Consider the following 21616-nt stretch of genomic DNA (forward strand, 5'->3'; position numbering starts at 1 on the left):
CTGTGTGTTGTTGGTGAGTTAGCATGTTTCAAATAGCGTTAATATTTCATGAGTGCCTGAACGGTTAATTCTCAACTTACTTAACGATTGCAAGTTCTAAAATAGAATGAAGTAACACGTTAGCCCCAGCGGCCAGGTCTTCGGATTTCGCATTTTCGGCTTCGTTATGTGATAGTCCGTTTTCACAAGGAATAAAAATCATCCCGGTCGGCACTTTTTGTGATACATAAAGGGAGTCATGGCCGGCACCACTGTAGATTTCCATGTGTTGATAATCGAGGTTTTCAGTCGCGTTTTTTATCGTATTAACACAAAGATCATCGAACTGAGTCACTTCCATCCGCCAGGTTTCCTCTAACGTGTATTCAATCTGATTTGCCTTACAAACTTCATCAACATAGACGCGAAATATTTCATCTATTTCGTCGAGTGTGCCAGCATCCGGGTGACGTAAGTCGATGCTAATTTTCAATTCTTCTGGAACCGTGTTTCGAGAACCGGGAATTGCTTCAATGCATCCAATTGTGGCTCGACCCCATGGACTAAATTTTTCAGCCAGGTCATAACAGCATGCCAGAATAGGTAACATGCTCTGAACAGGATCACGGCGTGATGACATCGGTGTAGGTCCAGCATGACAAGGTTCACCTTTCAGGCTTAAGTCAAACCATCGTAATCCTTGAATGCCCGTGACCACGCCAATTTGTTTAGCCTCGTTTTCGAGAATAGGGCCTTGTTCGATATGAAGTTCTATCGCCGCTTTCGCAGGCCGCGGCTTTGCAGGGAGCAGACCTTTATACTCAATTTTAGTGAGCTCGTCTAACACGCTCTGCCCGTCGTTATCCGTTATCTGATAGATATCCTCTAATTTAAATTCACCACTCCAAACTCCTGAACCCATGCAAGCGGGCGAAAACCTTGCACCTTCTTCGTTGGTCCAGACAACGATTTCAATGGGATGACTAGTAGAAATATGATTGTCGTTGAGGGTTCTGATAACTTCCAGTCCTGCCAGTACGCCATAAACACCGTCAAATTTACCGCCGGTTGGCTGAGTATCCAGGTGGCTACCGGTGAGTATGGCTGATTCTTCCTCGGCATCCCCGGAGCGACGAGCGAAAATATTTCCGATTTCATCGATCATAATTTCGCAGCCTGCACTGATGCACCAACTCACAAAAAGATCGCGTCCCAACTTATCGAGTTCGGTTAATGCTTGACGATTACACCCACCTTTATTTGTTGCTCCGATTTCCGCCATTTCCATTAACGAATTCCAAAGCCTTTGTTGGTTGATGTGTAGGGAAGAATGCTCTGACATTGTATGCTCGATTGTTACTCATTGGTTGAGCGGCTGCTCCCATGAGACTTCAAATTTGTATTAATTTAAGACTCATTGTCAGCCGGACTTGATGTTTTAACCAGCATATAAAAATAGAGAGAGGAGAACTACCCACATTTGTGGGTGATCTCAAAAATAAATAGCGAAAATTATTGATTGAGAAACAAAACAAGCGGATCGCAGTCAAGTTCATTATCAGCGTATCCCAGACAAGAAAAAAGCAGATTGAATAATTCAGATTGTGAGTTTATGTTGAGTTTTCCATAAGCGGATTTTCGATATGAGCGTTCAGTATCGACACTGATCCCCAGGATTTTGGCTGCGGATTTCGATGAGTGTCCCTGCATCAGCTTTTGAATAACGGTTCTTTCTCTTTCTGTTAAAACTGAGCTGGCAAATAGATCAAACGCGCGTTGTAATTGATTAGACAAATCATTATTTTGTTTGGTCAGTGTCGACCACTGTTTGTTTACAGCGGCGTTTATGATTGGGTAGAGTTGTCTCGTCATAGTGATATCATCCTGACTAAATTCTCCACTTAACAGACCGATAGAAATAGCGACCGCTTTGGTTTCATTAATCTGGGAAATCATAATCAGTTGATCTTGCAGGCCACTCTTAGAATAATAACTTAAGTAGTATTCGCTATTGTAAAAATCATCGGGAACAATTTCTCTAATTGGAAAAAAACCATAGTCACCCCGTTTATAAGCGCTGTATATTGGGCTTATTAAAAAAGCGCCGCCGAGATAAATGTCATAAAACACGTCATTTTTTTCTTTAATTTCGTCATGAAGAATTTCCGGGGCAGACTCATTGGTGTAAAGCATAATGACGAAACTATCGAAAGTTAAGTTCGCTTTCAAAATTTGAAATAGTTTTTGACCAAAGTCAGGTTGATTGAGTGAACGAATGAGTTCTGCTGCAAATTCAGATACCCAGAAAGGGGAGTTGGAAAACTGGAGGTCGGAAAATTGAGGCTTGGAAAATTGTGAATCGGAAGTTTTCATCGGCAAATAGGTTCAATCGCAAAACATCAATAGCTGTTGGTTGATACTGCCCTGATTAAAACCATCCAAGGTGTTTTGAAAACCTTGAAGACAGGCAGATATCTTACAATATCATTGTGTTCTGCGATGAAACCTTTTGCAAGCCTATTTTGCTGAGTCTTGTGTCTAAAAGTTAACTTTTGGCGTTTGGATTATGGGTTTTCAGATATTTATCCGTCCTTATGAAGTATGTTAAAGCACTCTGTTAAAATCGCCATTCCTTCATCAATGAGTTCGTCACTGATTGTCAAGGGTGGTAAAAAGCGGATCACATTACTTCGGCTTCCACAACTCAACAAAATAAGCCCCTGTTGACTGGCTTGTTGTACCAGTTTCCTGGTCATCTCTGCGTTGGGTTGGTTTGCATCGCCGTCAACGATCAACTCGATCGCAATCATTGCGCCACAAACGCGAATTTCTCCGACCGTTTGGCTAAACTCTCGTCTTAAAATTTCTAATCTGGCAGCAAATTGTTGGCCGATCAAAACAGCTCTTTGAACCAGTTTTTCCTGCTCAATAACGTCTAGTACCGCTAGCGCCGCGGCACAGCCGACCGGTGAGCCTCCGTAGGTTCCACCGAGACCACCTGGTAATGAAGAATCCATAATCTCCTGCTTACCGACAACTGCCGCTAGTGGAAAACCACCGGCGATTCCTTTCGCCATTGTTATTAAGTCTGGTTCAATATCATGGTGATCCATGCAAAACATTTTGCCGGTTCTGGCAAAGCCGGTTTGAATTTCATCGGCGATCATAACAATACCGTGTTGATCACAGATCGCTCGTAATGCTTTTAAAAAACTGGTTGATGCAGCATAGAAACCACCTTCGCCCTGGACAGGTTCAATGATAATAGCAGCGACGTCACTGGGATCTATGTCGACTTTGAATAATGTTTGCAAGGCGCCAAGACTTTGTTGCTCGCTGATCCCGTGATAGGCAATAGGGAAGGGGATATGGTAAATTTCATTTGGGAATGGGCCGAACAAATTTTTATAAGGGGTTATTTTTCCAGTGAGTCCCATTGTCATATTTGTGCGACCGTGAAAGCCGCCGTTAAAAGCGATAATGCCACGACGTCGGGTGTGAGCGCGGGCAATTTTGACACAGTTTTCGACGGCTTCGGCGCCGGTGGTTACAAATATCGCTTTCTTCGGTGTTTGCCCCGGTGCAATTTCGGTTAATCTTTCTGCTAACGCTACTGCATTTTCATAAGGTGTTACCATTACGCAAGTATGGCTAAAATTATCGAGTTGTTGCTTTACTGCTTCAACGATTTGAGGGTGGCTGTGTCCTGTATTAGAGACTGCAATACCACTACCGAAATCGATATACCGGTTGTTTTCAATATCCCAAAGCTCGGCATTTTTTGCTCGTTTTACATAAATAGAAGTGAGATTTCCCTGTCCTTTGGCGATTACTTTCTCTTTTCGTTGTTGCATTTGTGAGTTGCTTGTCATTACTTTACTCCCGATCTTCCGACAGATTATTTCGTGTTTTAGTGATTTGTCAGTTTGATCAAGGGACTCTTAACTTAAAACCGAGATGGCTATGAGTTAAACGATTTTTGAGCCAATGGGATATCAAACCGAACCAAGTATCAATTGAATTAAAAATCAACTGAACTAAGAATCAACTGAACTAAGGGTCAACTGAACATGGGTTAAATTCCGCCCATGCACATGTATTTAATTTCCAGGTAATCATCCAGGCCATACTTGGAACCCTCTCGACCAGAACCCGATTCTTTAATCCCGCCAAACGGGGCCATTTCGTTTGAGGTGATCCCTTCGTTGATGCCGACAATGCCGTATTCCAGTTCTTCGGCAATACGCCATACTCGACCGATATCGCGGGTATAAAAATAGGCAGCCAGCCCAACATTGGTATCATTCGCAATCGCAATTGCCTGCTCTTCGTTGTCAAATGAGATTAGCGGAGCAACAGGGCCGAATACTTCTTCACGCGCGACAGGCATATCGTTAGTCACATTGGTTAATACAGTCGGTGGGTAAAAACATGAACCTAAAGTGCTCGGTTGTCCGCCCAACTTAACCACAGCACCTTTGGCGATTGAAGTTTGGACCAATCGATCAACGGCGTCACAGGCAGACTTAGTAATGAGTGGGCCGTTAGTCGCTTTTTCATCATCTCCTGAGCCAAGTACCAGTCGTTGTTTTACGGCGCTCACTAATTTGTCTGCAAATTCCTGGTAGATATCTGAGTGAACTAAAACTCGATTGGTGCACACACAGGTTTGCCCGCTGTTACGAAATTTTGAGGCCATTACACCGTCAATTGCAGCATCAAGATCGGCATCGGGAAAAACGATGAAAGGTGCGTTGCCGCCGAGTTCCATAGTCATTTTTTTAAGTGTTTCGCTACATTGTGAGACCAGTTTCTTGCCAACTTCGGTTGACCCGGTAAAGGTAAGCTTTCTGACTCGTGTACTCGACAATAAACGAGTACCTATGTCGTGGGCATTACCGGTCACGATGTTAATGACGCCTTTAGGTATGCCGCTACGATCAGCAAGTTCAGCAAGCGCGAGTGCCGATAGTGGTGTTTCAGAAGCAGGCTTACACACAACGGTGCAACCGGCAGCAAGCGCCGGGCCGATTTTTCGAGTGAGCATTGCGTTCGGAAAGTTCCATGGCGTAATGCAAGCAACCACGCCAACCGGTTGTTTAATGCAGACAATACGTTTGTCGTCAGAAGGCGCCGGAATCGTGTCTCCATAAACGCGTTTGGCTTCCTCGGCAAACCATTCGATGTAACTTGCACCGTAAGCGATTTCGGCACGCGCTTCGGCCAGCACTTTGCCTTGTTCAGCAGTCAGAATTTGCGCCAGATCTTCCTGGTTTTCGAGGACCAGTTGATACCATCGGCGCAATAATTGAGAACGCTCCTTAGCTGGCATTGAACGCCAGGATTTTAAGGCGTTGTGAGCGGCATCTATGGCTGCTTCGGTTTGCTCAGCACCGAGTTTAGCGACTTTGGCTACGGTCTCGTGGTTACAGGGATTCAACACATTTATGGTATTTCTTGAACTTACCCACTCACCATCAATATAGGCGTCAGTTTTTAGCAAACTTTGGTCGGTTAAATTTAACATCGTTTTCAACTCTCGTATTAATCTTCAATAAGAAAATAATACGCGCAAAGTTGAAAAATAGGCTTTTGAATTTAGATCCTGCGAAAGCAGAAAATGCCGTCCAGGTTTAGTGCAGAAGCAGAAAATTTCTTTCGCTAAAAAATTTAGATTTTAACAACATTCTAAGGTCTGGACACTTGTAAACAAGCGTTGACTGATCCCGGTTATTTGGCGCAGTCAGCTGCTGGAGGCAGGGAGGTTTTTGGTTAAATGAGAAATAGGGTATTCTCTTTTAGAAGCGATTGTTTTCATCACCACATAGCTATGGTATTTAAAAATACCGAGCTCTGAGTCTAGCAGTTGTTGAATAGTATTTTGATAATGGATAATGCTGCGGCAAGTAAACTTAACCAGGTAATCATAGCCACCACTCACCAGATAACACTCCATGACTTCCGGTATTTTAGTAATTTCTCTTTCAAAATAGCTGTGGTCTTCAAGAGTATGTTTAGATATTGTTATCTGTGTGAAAACCTCAACCACCTCGGTTATTTTGTTAATTTCTATCTCGGCGCAGTAGCGGGTAATAAAGCCCATTTTTTCCAGTCGTTTAACTCGTTGTAAGCAAGGGCTGGCAGACAAAGCAACTTTTTCAGCGAGATCAACATTTTTAATTCGGCCATTGCGCTGAAGCTCGGCCAGTATGGCGATGTCAATACGATCCAGTTGTTGACTATTGTTCATTGAAAACTCGGCTGTTAATTTGCGGAATGAAAAGATCGAAATAAAGTTGTTAGTTGCTTATAAAAGAGTATAACAAATACCGACTCGTTGTCGCCGATAAAAAATGCGATTCAAAGAAATTACTATTATCTGTGTTGACATTCATGATTGAACTCCCGTTATCGAAACGCCGGCGGCCTTTTAAAGTATTAATTGGCACGGCCTAATTGACTGATACAGTTTGCTAACCGAAGCATATTCAGTGCAGGTTGGGCACTCATAAGCTATGCTCAATTAAGTAAAAGGTTTTCCTGTCGTAGGTTTATGAAGTACTTTATTAATACTTGTGTTGTTCTCATATTGACATCACTGGTCGCTCATAGATTAGCAAACGCAGGGAGTCATGACAGTTTTTATCATTCTGCTCCGCTGCATTTTGAAAGCATATCTGTTGACCAAGGTTTGTCTCAATACTCTGTGATTGATATTTTAAAGGACAGAGAAGGTTATCTTTGGTTTGCAACCCAGGACGGACTTAACCGCTACGATGGTTATAATATTACCGTCTTTAAACATGATAGTAATGATGCAACCTCAATATCCGACAATTACATCTGGGCATTAATTGAAGACAGCGACGGTCTTATCTGGATAGGAACTAGAAATGGAGGACTCAATAAATTTGACCCCAAGACAGAAACCTTCACCACTTTTCGACACGATCCGGATAATGAGCTCAGTATTGCTTCTGACCAGGTGACAGCTCTATTTATCGATAGCCGTAATCAGTTTTGGGTGGGGACTGCCAACGGCGGACTCAATCTTTTTGATCGCAAACAAAACACTTTTAAGCGTTATCTTCATGATCCTGAAGATATTAATAGTATCGGCGGTAACGCAGTAAAAGTTATCACCGAAGATCAATCCGGTGATCTTTGGTTAGGGTTGAGTCACACTCCTTTAAGACACTTTCCGAGCGCGGGATTAGACCGATTTAATGTTAAAACACAGTCCTTTCAACACTTTCGATATGATCCAGCAGATAATTTTAGTCTGAGCGGTGATCATGTTAACGCGATTAATATTGATCAACTTGGTTACATCTGGATTAGTTCGTATGGCCGAGGTCTCAGTCGACTTGACCCTGCCACCGGAATTTTTAAGCGATATTACGACTATGACACCGATGGTGAGACAAAACCTCGTTTAATTCATAGAATCATTGCCGGCAAAAATAATACCTTGTGGATAGCCTCAGGATTCCAAGGGCTGTATGAGTTTGATAAAGAGCTTGAAGTTTTCAGAGCGCACCAAAAAACAACTGATGACAGCAATAGCCTGCATGGAATTAGTCTTTATAGTCTGTTGTTGGATAACGATATTTTGTGGGCCGGTAGTTGGCGTTTCGGTATTGGAAAAACTGACTTATCAAGTCGGCAATTTAATAAGTTAAGATTATCAAAAACTGATCAGATATCGCTTGCTGATCAAAGTGTCTCCATGATCAAGTCATCGGGTGATCTAATCTACTTTGGCAATAGTTTCGGCGGGCTAGCAAAATTTAATAAAAAGAAAAAAACGATTGAAATCACCAAACCTCAGTCATTGCTTGATAATGCCGACATGGATCGGGTGAAGCGAATATTTATCGATAGCAAAAATCAGATATGGATAAGTCATTATAAACTTGGATTATTTCCCCATATCGAAGGCATTCAGAACAAGCAGACTTTTCAATATAACGATGAAATTACCGATGTAGAGAAATATCATATCAACGGCTTTGCTGAATCTTCAGATGGCACATTGTGGTTCGGTAGTCGGGGGCGAGGACTTATTCGTTTTAACCCTTCAACCGGAGAGGCTAAGCAATTTCAGAATAAGCCCGATGATGCGACTAGTCTTTCCTATAATGCGATTTCAATGAATGGTTTGTTAGTCGATAGCGAGGATAATTTGTGGATAGCGACTTCCGGCGGTGGATTAAATTTTTTACCCAAGGGGAGCGAACAATTTGAACGTATTCCATTAACTGGAAAAACTAAGTTGAGCCACGCAACTGTCACCAGCGTTTCAATCAGCCCATCAGGCGCATTGTGGGTGGGTACTCAAGGTGGTGGTATTAACCGAGTCGTGAAAAATAAAGATGAATTAAAAATAGAAAGTTTTAACAGCAAAGATGGATTAATTGCTGACGCCATTGGTGGTGTGTATGAGTCCAGCGATGGAAAAGTATGGATGAGTACGACACGAGGTGTGAGCCGGTTTGACTATGCAAACAAATCATTTTATAACTTTGCCTTGTCGGAAGGTGTACTTAGGGGATATACAATTGGTAGTCACCATATGGATGAACAGGGGATCATCTATTTCGGTGGTCCTCACGGGGTAACTTATTTTGACCCGTTGAAGATTAAAGCGCCTAAACATCTGGAGAAGGTTGTCTTAACCGATTTTTTACTTGCCAATAAAAGTTCAAAAGTTTCTCAGAAAGGTGCACAGATTGATCAGGATTATCACGTTAGTTATGCAGAAGCGATTCAACTCGATTATGAAGAGTCTGTATTCGGTTTCGAATTTTCATCGTTAGATCATCGTTATAAAGAACGCGTACGCTTTGCTTACAAAATGGAAGGTTTTGACGACGAATGGACACGCACGAATTATTCTAATCGCCGTGCGGTTTATACTAATCTTGATGCGGGGAATTATACCTTTAAAGTAACCACTATTGGTTTGAATGATGATTTAAGTAACCAAATCACTAAAATTAATGTTGAAATTCTGCCGGCGCCCTGGAGAACCTGGTGGGCATATACTTTGTATGCTGTTGCTTTTCTAATATTGCTCGCGCTGCTCTATAACCAAAGGTATAAAACGTCGCTAGCGATAGAAAGGCGTCGCTTTGCAGAGACTGCTAACCAGGCGAAGTCACTATTCTTGGCGTCAATGAGTCATGAGATTCGGACGCCGTTAAATGGTGTGATAGGTGCTGCTTCTTTACTGTCGGAATGTAAGCTTGAAAAAGAGTCAAAGTCTTATTCTCAGGTCATTAAGCATAGTGCAGAGAGTTTGCTGTTGTTGGTTAACGATATTCTGGATCTGTCTAAAATTGAGTCGGGTAAGCTCGAGCTGGAAGCTCGCCAATTCAATTTGAGGGAGTGCATAGAGAACACGTTAGACCTATTTACTAGTGCTGTCGATGAGAAAAATATCGAATTAAGTTTTGTGGTTGATGAAAACATACCCGGAGAAATTATTTCTGATGCAATGCGGTTAAAACAAGTTGTCACAAACCTGGTAAGTAATGGGATAAAGTTCACTCAACATGGTTTTGTTAATGTCGTAATTCAATGTGGTGAACGGCATAATGATGACGATGTGAATCTGCGGTTTATGGTTGAGGATAGTGGTGTTGGTATGTCTAAGCTTGAGCAAGTGCATATTTTTGAAGAATTCACCCAAGCCAAGGCGAGCACCTCACGAAAGTATGGTGGTACAGGATTAGGTCTATCCATTTGTCAACGTATTGTAAAATTGATGGGAGGAGAAATTAGCGTTAAAAGCGAGCAGGGCAAAGGGACAATATTTTCGTTTGAAATTAAGGTTGGCGTGCCGACGGACAGTCAAGGGATTTACGCAGTAACTCATACAGGGATTCTAAATAATAAAGTGATGCTAGCTGTTGGTTGTAACGAGTTCACCAAAAAAATAATTTCTAACCTTTCTATTAGTGTTGGAATGAGCGTTTACTTTAAGAGTGTCAACCAGGTAATCGGAGACAGCTCAATCGTTCGTCAAGGAAAAGTTAAGGAAGGAAGCGAACTGTCTTCAAACCCAGATGTGCTGTTATTGGAAAAAAATAGCAACAATACTGCTGCCGATAAGTTTTTAGATTGGATTCAGTCAGATGCCGAAACTCGTTTGTTGAGTTGCCCCAAAGTCTTAATTTCTTCGCCAAATTACGCAAAGAACTATCAGCATAAGCACCTTACTGAATTTAATCAGATCACTTATAAACCGATTAAACTCGCCCAAATGATAAGACGGTTGGAAGCGCTGTTTGGAGGAAATGATGAACAACCCGAAGAAAAAGCAGCGTCGAATGAGCAATTCAGCTTAGCCCATCCGCTTAAAATTCTTCTCGCGGAAGACAATGTTGTTAATCAGAAAGTATTTCAAATGTGTATGAACAAGTTGGGTTACCAAGTCGACACGGTTTCAGATGGAAAAGAAGCTCTCATTGCTATTACAAATAAACGCTATGACGTGTTATTTGCCGATTTACAAATGCCCAATTTGGATGGATTAGGTCTTGTTGAACAAATTAATCAACATTATTTCGAGCAGCATTTGTTGATTGTTCTTTGCTCTGCCAATGTTTTACAGGATTTCGAAGGGATGAAGGACAACGGATTGATTCACGATTTTCTGGCTAAACCTTATCGTTTGGATGAATTAAAAGAGTGTTTGGTAAAGCTTTATGAAAAAGCGAAGTGTTTTGAGTAAGTTTATTGTTGGTCCTTTTATTTGAAAGGATTATGAGTGGTGTGTCTGAAAAATTGACAAAGTTTATGTGAATAGTTTTTGGTATTGGCTCTTATGGGTTGCTCTGTAGGCTGGGTAGACGAAGGAAACCCGGCATTTGGGCTAAAATAATAAAAACATGAGTTCAATATTTTTCTAAATTTCTCCATAAAATTAAAAGCCGTCATTCGACTCGACCAAAATGTTGGGTTTTGCAACCCAACCTACGCGCTTTAGTTAAGAATAAACAACCGTTACGAATAAAGGTTCCAGTCGTTTTTATATTGATGAAGGTGATTTCGAATTATCTAAATTTGCCGCAACTTCATACTTCCTCTACGCCCTAAATCTCGCTGAATTTCGATATAAATATGACGTGCATATTTTTCAATGTTTTCTGAGTTTTGGTTCTGATTTTTTAATTCGTCATAAAGTTTATTAAACTGTTTGACCACATGGTTTCCAGCCCATAACAGAATCTCGTTGCGAATGGTTTTGATGGTTTCAATATTAATATTGGTGTATTTATTTTCGTGAGCGTTGACATACCAATTCATAAAGTTATTGTAAGCCATGGTTTTGCCACTCGATGAATTTAGTGACTTTTTAAAACTTGAATGAGTAAACAAAATAACGAGTAGAGCGGAGATGACGATTGCTGAAGACAGTAGGGCTACAACAGGTTTTCTAGTGGTATCTAACATTGTCCATTGGTGACTTAAAAAGCCCCAACCTTCATAGAGCGCATAACCGACGCCAGATATAATTGCGATAAAAACGATTAGAGCTAAAACAAAACCGATACCTTTCATAAGCCTACCTGTTGTCTATCTTTTGATTATTCTTACAGTCGTATTTAGTTACATTGTTAACGAAATGACGATCAAATTAAAGAAAAATTATGCACGATAAATTCGAACTGATTTTCCTGGCGTTCTTTGCATTTGTGCCCATCTTCCTTCTGCAATATGCACTTTTGATTGCAGTTGCGCTTTAGTTCTGAATGGGCGATTATCGATAATACCTTGCGCCAATGCATCACCAATGCCACTCAGTCCCATTAACTCTGACTTACTCATATCGTTTAAATAAACAGTTTCTTTTGGCGTTGGACTGAGAGAATAGTTATTACGGTTAGTGTCGATGCTGTTGTCCACCTGGAATACTTTGATCTCTGCGCCGGTAGCGCCGGTAGTAGGATCAACTTCATGGGCTCTGCAATCTAAGTTGTTCGGTATTTTTTCCTCGGCTTCAACAATATCTGCTCTGACATCGTCATCCGGGTTACCTTGTGCCCTAAAATAAGTCGCATCTGCCGAGCGGGATGGTCTGCCATAGTTAGCATGAACCACGAAGTTTGCTATTTTGCCAGCATCGATGGCGTCTTTTACAGGAGTTTCAAAGCCGTGCAGGTGAGAGGCACTTGAACGGTTATTCGCTGTTTGAGTCAGCGGCGTTAAGTTGTCCCAGGTATTACCCGGTCCGCCGAGGTTGTCATTAAGTAAATGGCCGCGAACATAATAAGTTCCACCACCGTCCATTCGTCTGCGCAAAGCGCTCCAAGGCGGGTTGGTAAGGCTGCTGGATGGTGAGCTGCCGGTTGGGTGCAGCGAAGTGAGGCGCATCACTGAAGCAGAGCTACCAAATCCATGCACGTGTCCCCCGTAGATTGTCGGCGTTGATTGAGTGGTTGCACTAACCGGCATAAATCGCGCAGTAACATCACCGAGTCTTGTTACCAGAGTCTGAATGTTAGTTGCATGATCAGCTGCGGGGGCGGCACTCGAACCAGGCGCAGCAGCAGGGGATGAGCCTTCAACTGCTGCTTGTTGTATGGCTGTATCTAACTCATCAGCTATGCCTTCAGCTTCAGTTTTATCGGCCTGCTTATTGGCTGGAACAGTGACGGTATCAAGAAATTCTCGATAAGTTTTTGGATCACTTGCCACCATTAAGCGTGCATTAGATCCTGAACCAGTAATGTAAACGGAGTGGCTTTCTCCGTCTTCGCTGGTAAATTCGTCTCTGGCCGACCACCAGTTTGATATCGCACTTCTAACTGCACCCACAGCATTTCTACCCATTTCAAATAGCGCGGTGCCCGCGGCGACAGCCCGATCAATCAACCAATCAAGCGCAGTATCCACCATGCCACGCACAGTTTCGATCATCTCTCCGATACGCCGTCCGAGTCCGCTTAGTCCCACTTGATTGGCGAGAAAGCCTATCGCTACTGGAATACCACTCGCTAACGCGCCTTCAAGGAAATTCGCAGCGCGACTAACATCGCCACGGGCAATTTCCGCAACACCGACGACAAAAGAATTAACGATTTCTAACAGTTCTCGCAAATACCGAATAAACGATTGCACCGCGTTATAAAATGCGATTGCGCCGTTGATGACAGCCATGATTCCGGTGGGGTCTAACATACTCAATAGTTTTGCGGTGACCCGTTGAATTATGCGAGTAACAATCCAGTTTTTGATTGCGTCAAGCACCGTGTTCCAAAGGTTGGACAACCGCTCTTGAATGTATTCCCAAATTGCAACCACACCACGTTCCATCACGTCTTTGACAAAGGTCCAAATTCCGGTCAGTCGATCAATCATTGAGCGAACCCGATCAACTCTTTCTTGACCAATTCTCTCTGCTAATTTAGCCCAGATACGATCAACGGTAATACCGAGAATTTCCAGCACTAATCCTAAAATGGAACCGAAACTTAAATCGGGTGGCGGTGTGATACCGGCGTCTCCCAATTCGCCGAATAACCAGTCAGTCACCCCATTGAGTAAATGGGTTAAAATATTATCGAAAAATTGTACAAAGCCTTGCTTAACTGCGCGTATCAAGTTTTTGAGGAAACCGATAGGATCTCTTTTTATATCTTCAATCGCCTCCATGGCACGAGTGATAATATTGTTGATTAAGTCGAAGGGGAAATTCATCATAATGAGCAAGACTTCGACGACAATTTTGATTATTTCCCACACAAATGCGATTAACCGCATCAAAGGATCGCCAAAAATTCCGAGTAATCTTGCGAAGGCTTCTAGCGGCGCTGCCAGATCGGCAAGTGAGAAAGATTCCCAGGCAGTGGTGAATAGTCCGCGGATATATTCCCAGGTGAAGTTTAGTCGGCCCATTGCCGCTTCCACACGGGCGCTTAATCGACCAATTGCCCCGGAAGATTTCATTTCCTGGAATTGCGCTTCGCCGCCTTCCATTAAACTCATAAATCCATGAATAATATTTTCTGTATTGCGTAGTACCGGATCACCAGAAAATGGATCTCTACCAAGAATAACGGTCAGCAACGGATAGCCTCTTACAGTGCGAGCGTAAGCAACCAATCGACTAATCAGCGCGTCCTTAATAAGCTGTAAAATCTTGATGGCAACTTCAACCAGGAATCTGAGAATGCGTCCGGCTGGTTCGAGAAAAATATTAGCCAACTCTTGAAATGCAGCAATAGGATTCATCAAGCTTTCAATACTCACTAAATCCCAGGCACGGCTGAACATATTCTGGATTGCTTCCCAACTCAAATCGAGGCGCGCTACCGCACCATCAATCCAGTCAGCAGCTCTTTGCAGAGAACCGGTTTCCTCCATTTGTCTTAATTGTTCTTCGCCCGACTCGGACAGCAGCATAAATCCTCTGATAAGGTTCATACCGTTGCGTTCAACCACTTCCTCGGTAATTGGGTCTTTACCAAGAATGACGGTTAGAAGCGGATAACCACGTGTGTGATCTTTTACAAAAGTGACTAGCGCATCCAGCACCGCGTTCTTGACGATTTCGAGTAACTTCGATGCAATATTGGTAGCAAAAGTAACTACCCGAGCAACCGGCGCTCGCACAATATTGGCGGCGCGATTGAGCACCGCCGGCACGTTGCCTAAGTCGGTAATCGACAAACTGTCCCAAAATCGGCTGATGGAATTTGTGATCGAGCTTAGACTAATATCAACTAGCGCGATTTGCCCATCAAGCCATGTTGCGGCTTCCTCCATCGCGCCGGTTTCTTCCAGTTTGCGCTGGAATTTATCGCCAAAGGGAATGATATCTAAACCGGCTTCAATAAAGTTGCGGCCGTTTCTAGCCACTGGTGTGCCGGTAATTGGATCTTGTCCCAAAACCACCGACACTAATTTATAGCCAGGAATTTCCTGAACGAAGTCAGCGAACTTTTCTTTTGCCCAATCTAAAGCGGCATTCAATTGATCGGCGGCCCAATCCACTGCTGCACTTGCTGCGCCAGAAACAGCATCCCAGGCATCACCCAGCCAACCACGCTGAATTTTCGGTTGGACACTTTGAGTGCTTATTTGTGGGTTGTTAGCCTCGGCAGAAGTTTGCGCCGGTAAAACTTCTGGCTCTGCCTTTTCTGCGTGCGTGTCGGGTTTAGACTGAATATCACCCGACTGGTTTGATTGATTTGACCGATTTGACTGTTGTGACTTTTGCGCCGATGCCCCTTGTTGAACGGTATGAGTCAATTCATGGGCGAGTAGGTGTTTTCCACCAGTTGACGAAGGATTGTACTGTCCTTGATTAAAATAAATATCACTACCGTGGGTGAATGCCTTGGCATTAATATTTTGGCTCATCTGGGCGGCGTTGCTGTCAGTGTGCACGCGCACATTGCTAAAGTCTGCCCCAATTCCAGATTCCATTTCAGATCGCGTGTTATCGGGCAGTGGTGAACCTCCACCTTTCGATTGAGATAAGCTGGACTCAAAAGATGCGCTCGCAGTATTCTCAGCGGACGAGTCTGAATCTCCTCGATTAGATTTCGATTGAATTAACCTGGTGAGCAGGCCACCGCTAAACTGGCTTCCGAGCTCGTCATTTAAGTCCATGAATCCACGTTGCACCATTAATTTGGTTTGCAGCGTTGGTTCTGCTTCATCGTTTTGTTCCTGGTTACGTTCTGCGTTTTGATTACCCTGTTGCTGTGGCGACTTTGACAAGTTCGGCTTCGACGAAGGTAATGTTTGAATTTTTGTTCGAGCTTGTGTTGAAGGTTTGCCAGCCGTGGCGGAAGAATTCTGTTTAGACTGAGTCGCTTGTCCTTGAGACAGGCTTTGTACCGAGTTTCCTTTTCCCTGGTTTTGGGGGGCCGCGGGAGAAGGCGATTGAGCTGGAGACTGTGAAGAGATGCTGACAACTTTATCTGCAACTCGATCGGCTTCTTGTTCGAATTTGTCGTTTGGGGCGCCGATTTTTAGCTTTGCTTGAACACCCGATGAACGAATAAGGTGACTTAACGAACTGATATTCCCGTTGTCGTTATTTTTTTTCGGTGATTCTGAACTGATATCTTCGTGATTGGTTTTTTTCCGACTAATTGAGTTTTTATTTGCGTTGCTTTCAACTGTGTGATCGGGCGTGGCTAAGTTGCTATCAAATCTATTGTCGGAAGTCACCGGAGATTCGGCGTTAACATCGTCAGTCAATGCACCGGTAATGAGCGAACTTAAATTTGATGTTTTTTCTGAGGCTTTGGCCTGCAATTGGGGCTGAGTTCCCTTAGGCTTCGAGGTATTAATCCTCGAAGTTTGGGATTTGTTGCCTTCAGCAATTGCTTTTATCGCCATGAAGAAACCTTATGTATTCCGCCGTTGTTTATTCCCTCTCATTTGCAAGGAGAAGGTTAGGGGGAGGTAGAGCTGTTGACTAAAATGCATGTCGTCGAGCCGCTAGTTCATGTGCCAATGTATTGGTCGCATTGGTAGCCACTAATACCACTGCGCCGCTCCATTTACTTTTCATCAATTTTTTCCAGGTTTTTCCATCGACGACTTTATAGGGGCAAAACTGACCGATATCAGAATGCCTTGATTTCAGGTTTGTCATGATCAAGCCTTCGATGTGCGCAACATGAAATAGTTCGTGTCGCTTAGTCATGCCGTAGGTGATTATTACCGGGACTTTCATCAACTTTTTTGCGTCTGCTGCTGTGTAGAAACCAGTGTGTCTGACATCTTTCTTATCAATATAGTAGCGTTCTCCTTTGGCGCCCAGCTTATTAATTTTGGTTTTATTGATGCTGACCGGGATGGTCGCTTTCAATTTCGCTGCCTTCGGGTAGATGACATAAGATTTGGTTTGATTTTTAGGGCCGCAGATTCCGCAAATTCGGCGTTCATAAAAACGCATTCTATTGCCCACCACTTTAACCTTATTGCTATGAGTTGAACCCCATCCACTAATTCCAGAGTTGTTCTTAATTATCGCGCGCAATTTAAACTTTACTTTGGGACTAACTGTTTTGGGCGCTGGCTTGCACTTTCTCTGAATGGTTTGATTGATTTCTTTTTTATTTAATGAGCGATTTTGTTGTACAACATGGGTAAGCTCATGGGCTAACAAATGCTTGCCTTGTTTGCTTTCCGGGTTGAACTTTCCTGCGTTAAAGTAGATGTGTTTTCCCAGGGTGAAAGCCTGAGCATTGAGTTTTTGACTAATATTGTTGGCTTCATTGTCTGTGTGAATTCGAACACCGCTAAAGTCTTTTTTGAAATGAGACTCCATAAAGTTTTTAGTTTTGCCGGGGAGGGAATGGCCCATTCCTTTGCGCGAGCTGAGTCGTGTAGTGGTACTCTCTGCAACCGTATTATTTTGAGACGATTGCTTTCTCTGCAATAGCGGTTTAGCCTGCGCTTCTTCCTCTTCTTCTTCCTGTTTCTGCAATAGCGGTTTTGCCTGAGCTTCTTCCTCTTCTTCTTCCTGTTTCTGCAACAGCGGTTTAGCTTGCGCTTCCTCTTCTTCTTCCTGTTTCTGCAACAGCGGTTTAGCTTGCGCTTCTTCCTCTTCTTCTTCCTGTTTCTGCAACAGTGGTTTAGCCTGCGCTTCTTCCTCTTCTTCTTCCTGTTTCTGCAACAGCGGTTTAGCCTGCGCTTCTTCCTCTTCTTCTTCCTGTTTCTGCAACAGCGGTTTAGCCTGCGCTTCTTCCTCTTCTTCTTCCTGTTTCTGCAATAGCGGTTTAGCCTGCGCTTCTTCTTCCTCTTGTTTTTGAACCTTTTGACCGGCTGTCTCAGTTTCAGACGCATCAACAATCTTGTCAGCAGTTCGATCGGCCTCTTTTTCATAGGCGTCGTCAGGGGAACCCATCGTTAACTTCTTTTGAATATTCTGGCTGATAAGGTTAGCTTTCTTATCACCAGGACTATTGCTGATGGTCTGAGAGAGACCTTCAATGTCATAGAGTCCTTCGGCTCGCTGCAGTTGAAGGCCTTTTCGGTTTCTTAGTTTCCTGGCACGTCGTGTATAACGGCGTCCTTGTGAAAACTCTGACATGTTACCTCCTTAGAAAGTTTTACCTTCTTTCTGGAATTCTTTACGGATACCTTCTTTAATATGATGAAGCGCGATATTGTTTTTTTGCTGAACCAGCGTCATTAAACTGGCGTATCGAACTACATTAATAATTGAGCCGCCGGACATTTCATATTCACCGGCAACTGCGTCCAGATCGACATTTTCATCGAGTTTAAACTGGCTGGAAAACGCGGAAGTCCAAAGCTTAGTCCGCTCTGAATGTTTTGGAATAGGGAAGTGGATAATCGACTGAAAACGCCTGGTAAATGCGTCGTCTAAGTTACTTTTGAAATTCGAGGCCAGAATTACCACTCCAGCATAGTCCTCCATTCGTTGGAGCAAATAAGAAACTTCCTGATTGGCAAAACGATCATGGGCATCATTAACATTGGTGCGTTTTCCGAATAGGGCGTCAGCTTCATCGAAAAACAGGATCCAGTTTTTATTCTCTGCCTGTTTAAAAACCTTTTCGAGATTTTTTTCGGTTTCCCCTATGTATTTACTGATGACTAAGGAGAGATCAATATGATAAACATCACGCTCGGTGACTTTTCCGAGTAGCGATGCGGTCAGCGTTTTGCCTGTGCCGGAAGGGCCAAAAAACAAACTTCGATAACCAGGTTTTATCTTACGCGCCAGTTCTGTGTCACTCAACAAGGTTTCGCCATGATCGATCCAGGCTTTAATTTCGTAAACCTGATCCAGCGTGTAGGGGTCGAGTACTAAATCATCCCACTCTAGTTGAGTTTCAATTAGTTTCGCTGGGAACTCCGAACTAAAAGCTGGCTTTCTGGCATGTCCGCGGGTAATTAAATCTAATGCTTCATTAGATAATGTTAAAACTCTGGATAAATAAGGGTCTTGAGGCTGATTTGATTCTAATGTAATCAAGTTGTGTTTATTAAAAAAATGTTCAGCATCGAATAGATAGGAAAATAAAAAGCGTTTTTCAAGATCGGTACCGGCCAGTATGAATAAGGCGGTTTCTCCAGTAGGAGAGAATGTTTTCCCCTGTCGATCGGTCCTTCCTCCAAATTCAGTGAACTCTTTATCGAAAGTCGCATTTTTAGTAAAGAATACGTCGAGCATTTGTGGCTTAATGTGGCTTATCAATGCCAGTATGAGCACGACTCTTTCTGCAAAGTTGATTTGATAATGCTCGATAAATTGGTTGTATAATATTTGATTTCCTGTCTCTAGTTTTGGCGGTTCGATCTCGAAGATATCTTGATATTCACATTCATGACCGAAGTGAAGTTTAATGCGAGTGTCAAGAATTCGGTAAAACCAATCGAGCTCTTTGTTGAGAACTGCAGCCGTCTGGGTAATGAAATCATTTGCTGGCTCTATTTTCGGTCTATTTTGCATTTACCACTCCACTCGCAACAACGTATCCATCCAGGATAGCTTGATCATCGATAAGCCCCAGGGGATTTGTTCTATCAAAACGTCATAAGGTCCTTTTTCCACCCGCAACAACCAATCACCACCATCTTTCTGTAAAATTCCTTTTCTCAAAACAAAAGTTTGTCTCAGGTTATGAGGCGAAGTTTTTCCCAGTATCGCCCAGTTTTCAATGACAGCATTAATCAACTTGTCTGATTCTTGTTTATCTCGCTTACTCAGCGAAATAAAACGATTGACCGGTTTGGTCAGATCCCAGTTACATAGCAACTTATTTAAAACAAAGTTGAACTCTTCTGTTTGTTCTTCACCAGTGGCAAGATATTGCAATAAATGTAAAGCTTTTTGCTGAGCTTGCTCATTCTTAAATGACTGCTTGTCTAACAGGCCGAGATCATTAAAGTAAATTTGCAGGTATGGCCAGAAAATAATCAGGCCAGCGTTTGATACTGGTATTCGTTCCAGGAAAATTTCTGGCGAAATATCTTCTGTCGCACTCAGTTTAGGCGGTTTTTCGTCTTTGTCTTTTAGTTGATGTGTCTCTGCATCAATAGGCTTTTCTTCTCTGGTAATTTGATTAGAGAGATTTGGTTTTGAGTGTTGAGAAGAAACGATTTTGACCTTATCTATGTCTCGCTTCTCTATATCTTGCCTCTCTAGATATTGCTTCTCTGGATCTTGAGTGACTCCTTGTAAATGTTGTTTATTTTCCTTATCTTTCTCCTCAGAGATTTGTCCTGATTTTGGTACTTTAGAGTCTGACTCAATATCATTTTCTATTTCTGATTCTTTTCTCTCTTCTTTCTGGTGTCTATTTAAGTCATTGTTAGTTTGATGTGGGTGTTTGTCTGATAGAAATTTATCTGATAGTTGTCTGTTTTGTCTTTCTTTTAAGTGACTATCTTTTTCGCCGTTAGTTGATAGAGTCGACTGATTTTCGATAGAACTCATGTCCTCCAGAATAGAGTAGGGAGGTTTTTTTAAGGTCGTGCCGACATCCAAATAGTTCGCTTTAACTTGCTCAAGGCTATTTTCCATCGCTGATTTATTGACACCTTTCACTTTAGCGAATTCCGCCTGGTTTTGAATCAGTCCATTGATTACAAGTAAAGGCTGAAGGTTGTTTTGTTTAACGAGTGAGTGCCATAGTTGAACAAAGAGCATTTCTTGCGTGCTGGTTTCTTGAATGTGGTTTTTTTGAGCCGTTGTTTGCAGGCTTTGTTGCCAGACGATGTTCCATAAATCTATTCTGGCAGGAATACGAATGGAGATGCCAGAAATCGGTGAGGTGGTTGACGCCAACTCTGGTGGTTCGTTTTTCAAACCAGAAGCTGTCATATCAATTTTGTCAAAAAGGTCGAAAAGTGCCACTAAATCGAGATCAGAACGAAATAATGTTAAATAAATTTGACTAACAGAGGCTTCGTTCACTTGCGACAGGAAGCGGTTTAAATTATTAGAGGAGAGTAATAGTTGTTTTAGCCTTTTCTCAATATTTCGCGGTGAAAGTTTAGCCTTACTCAAATCGATTAACGGCTTGTACGAGTTTTTGTGATCGACATTTTGCGTTGTCAGTTTTTCGTTTGTGCTCGTATTCTGAAGAATATCATCATTTAAAACCGCCGACAGTGCTTTTTCTATTCCTGGAAAGTTTTCTACTTTAGCAAACCAGGGAAGCATTCCACTAGTCAAATAGTGCTCAATAATTTGCCAGTAATAGTTTTGTATTTCGACGCTATTTTGTTCGTGATTCAAGCTATCTTTATGGTACTCTGAGCGGTGATTTGATAAATCCCTGTCGGACAAAATATTGCCAGATAACACATTGCTCTCTGTCCGTTTTGCGTGCTCAGTCAAAGTGGAACTAAACTCTTGTTGAAACTTTTCAACCAAGTCCCACTCGAAATTACTTCTGGATAATCCACCAAGACTCACTTCGAGTTTGTCAATCGTGACATGTTCATTATTATCTGAAATTTGATCACAAATATTTTCTATTACCGTCATTAGTGATTCATGCATGAGGTGACTACACTTATTCTGGAAGTCAAAAGCCTCTCGTGACCTTTTCAGGCCAATCTCCATGGTCACTTTGTCGATAATATGTTGTTGCATAATTGCCGTTAGTCTCGTGTTTTGTTAATAAAA

Annotated in this window: 11 protein-coding genes; 1 reads left to right on the forward strand and 10 read right to left on the reverse strand. The window is 42.6% G+C overall.

Going from position 1 to position 21616, the window contains the following annotated elements; translation table 11 throughout:
* Positions 1 to 76 precede the first annotated feature (76 nt).
* From FLL46_RS13315 to FLL46_RS13335, 5 genes are all read right to left on the reverse strand, one after another.
* Complete coding sequence (locus FLL46_RS13315; protein WP_142894135.1) at positions 77 to 1321, reverse strand: Zn-dependent hydrolase; 1245 nt, start codon at positions 1319 to 1321, stop codon at positions 77 to 79.
* A 170-nt stretch (positions 1322 to 1491) separates the two neighbouring features.
* Complete coding sequence (locus tag FLL46_RS13320) at positions 1492 to 2352, reverse strand: helix-turn-helix transcriptional regulator (protein WP_142894137.1); 861 nt, start codon at positions 2350 to 2352, stop codon at positions 1492 to 1494.
* Positions 2353 to 2561: 209 nt separating this feature from the next.
* Positions 2562 to 3851: a 4-aminobutyrate--2-oxoglutarate transaminase gene (gene gabT / locus FLL46_RS13325; protein ID WP_142894138.1), complete on the reverse strand. Its 1290-nt coding sequence runs from the start codon at positions 3849 to 3851 to the stop codon at positions 2562 to 2564.
* Between the two features lie 203 nt (positions 3852 to 4054).
* Positions 4055 to 5506: an NAD-dependent succinate-semialdehyde dehydrogenase gene (locus FLL46_RS13330; RefSeq protein ID WP_142894140.1), complete on the reverse strand. Its 1452-nt coding sequence runs from the start codon at positions 5504 to 5506 to the stop codon at positions 4055 to 4057.
* A 216-nt stretch (positions 5507 to 5722) separates the two neighbouring features.
* Entirely contained in the window at positions 5723 to 6229 is a 507-nt protein-coding gene (locus FLL46_RS13335) for an Lrp/AsnC family transcriptional regulator (RefSeq protein ID WP_142894141.1), read from the reverse strand.
* A 303-nt stretch (positions 6230 to 6532) separates the two neighbouring features.
* On the opposite strand from FLL46_RS13335, the gene FLL46_RS13340 reads away from it, so the two are divergent.
* Positions 6533 to 10717, forward strand: coding sequence for a hybrid sensor histidine kinase/response regulator (locus FLL46_RS13340; RefSeq protein ID WP_142894143.1), 4185 nt, complete (start codon positions 6533 to 6535; stop codon positions 10715 to 10717).
* A gap of 326 nt (positions 10718 to 11043) precedes the next feature.
* On the opposite strand, the gene FLL46_RS13345 is transcribed toward FLL46_RS13340, so the two are convergent.
* The 5 genes from FLL46_RS13345 to FLL46_RS13365 form a co-directional block, all read right to left on the reverse strand.
* Entirely contained in the window at positions 11044 to 11547 is a 504-nt protein-coding gene (locus FLL46_RS13345) for a hypothetical protein (protein WP_142894144.1), read from the reverse strand.
* 87 nt (positions 11548 to 11634) lie between these two features.
* A complete protein-coding gene (locus tag FLL46_RS13350) occupies positions 11635 to 16341 on the reverse strand; it encodes an eCIS core domain-containing protein (RefSeq protein ID WP_142894145.1) in 4707 nt (1568 codons plus the stop codon).
* A 79-nt stretch (positions 16342 to 16420) separates the two neighbouring features.
* Positions 16421 to 18043 carry an eCIS core domain-containing protein gene (locus FLL46_RS27410; protein WP_142894147.1) on the reverse strand — a complete coding sequence of 541 codons (1623 nt, stop codon included), beginning with the start codon at positions 18041 to 18043 and terminating at the stop codon, positions 16421 to 16423.
* Between the two features lie 9 nt (positions 18044 to 18052).
* Positions 18053 to 19432, reverse strand: a complete 1380-nt coding sequence (locus FLL46_RS13360) for an ATP-binding protein (RefSeq protein ID WP_142894148.1) — start codon at positions 19430 to 19432, stop codon at positions 18053 to 18055.
* The gene (locus FLL46_RS13365; RefSeq protein WP_142894150.1) at positions 19433 to 21583 is read right to left on the reverse strand and encodes a contractile injection system tape measure protein; all 2151 of its coding nucleotides are present in this window, start codon (positions 21581 to 21583) and stop codon (positions 19433 to 19435) included.
* Between the last annotated feature and the right edge of the window lie 33 nt (positions 21584 to 21616).

It is taken from the genome of Aliikangiella coralliicola (assembly GCF_007004725.1).
GTDB classification, from domain to species: domain Bacteria; phylum Pseudomonadota; class Gammaproteobacteria; order Enterobacterales; family Kangiellaceae; genus Aliikangiella; species Aliikangiella coralliicola.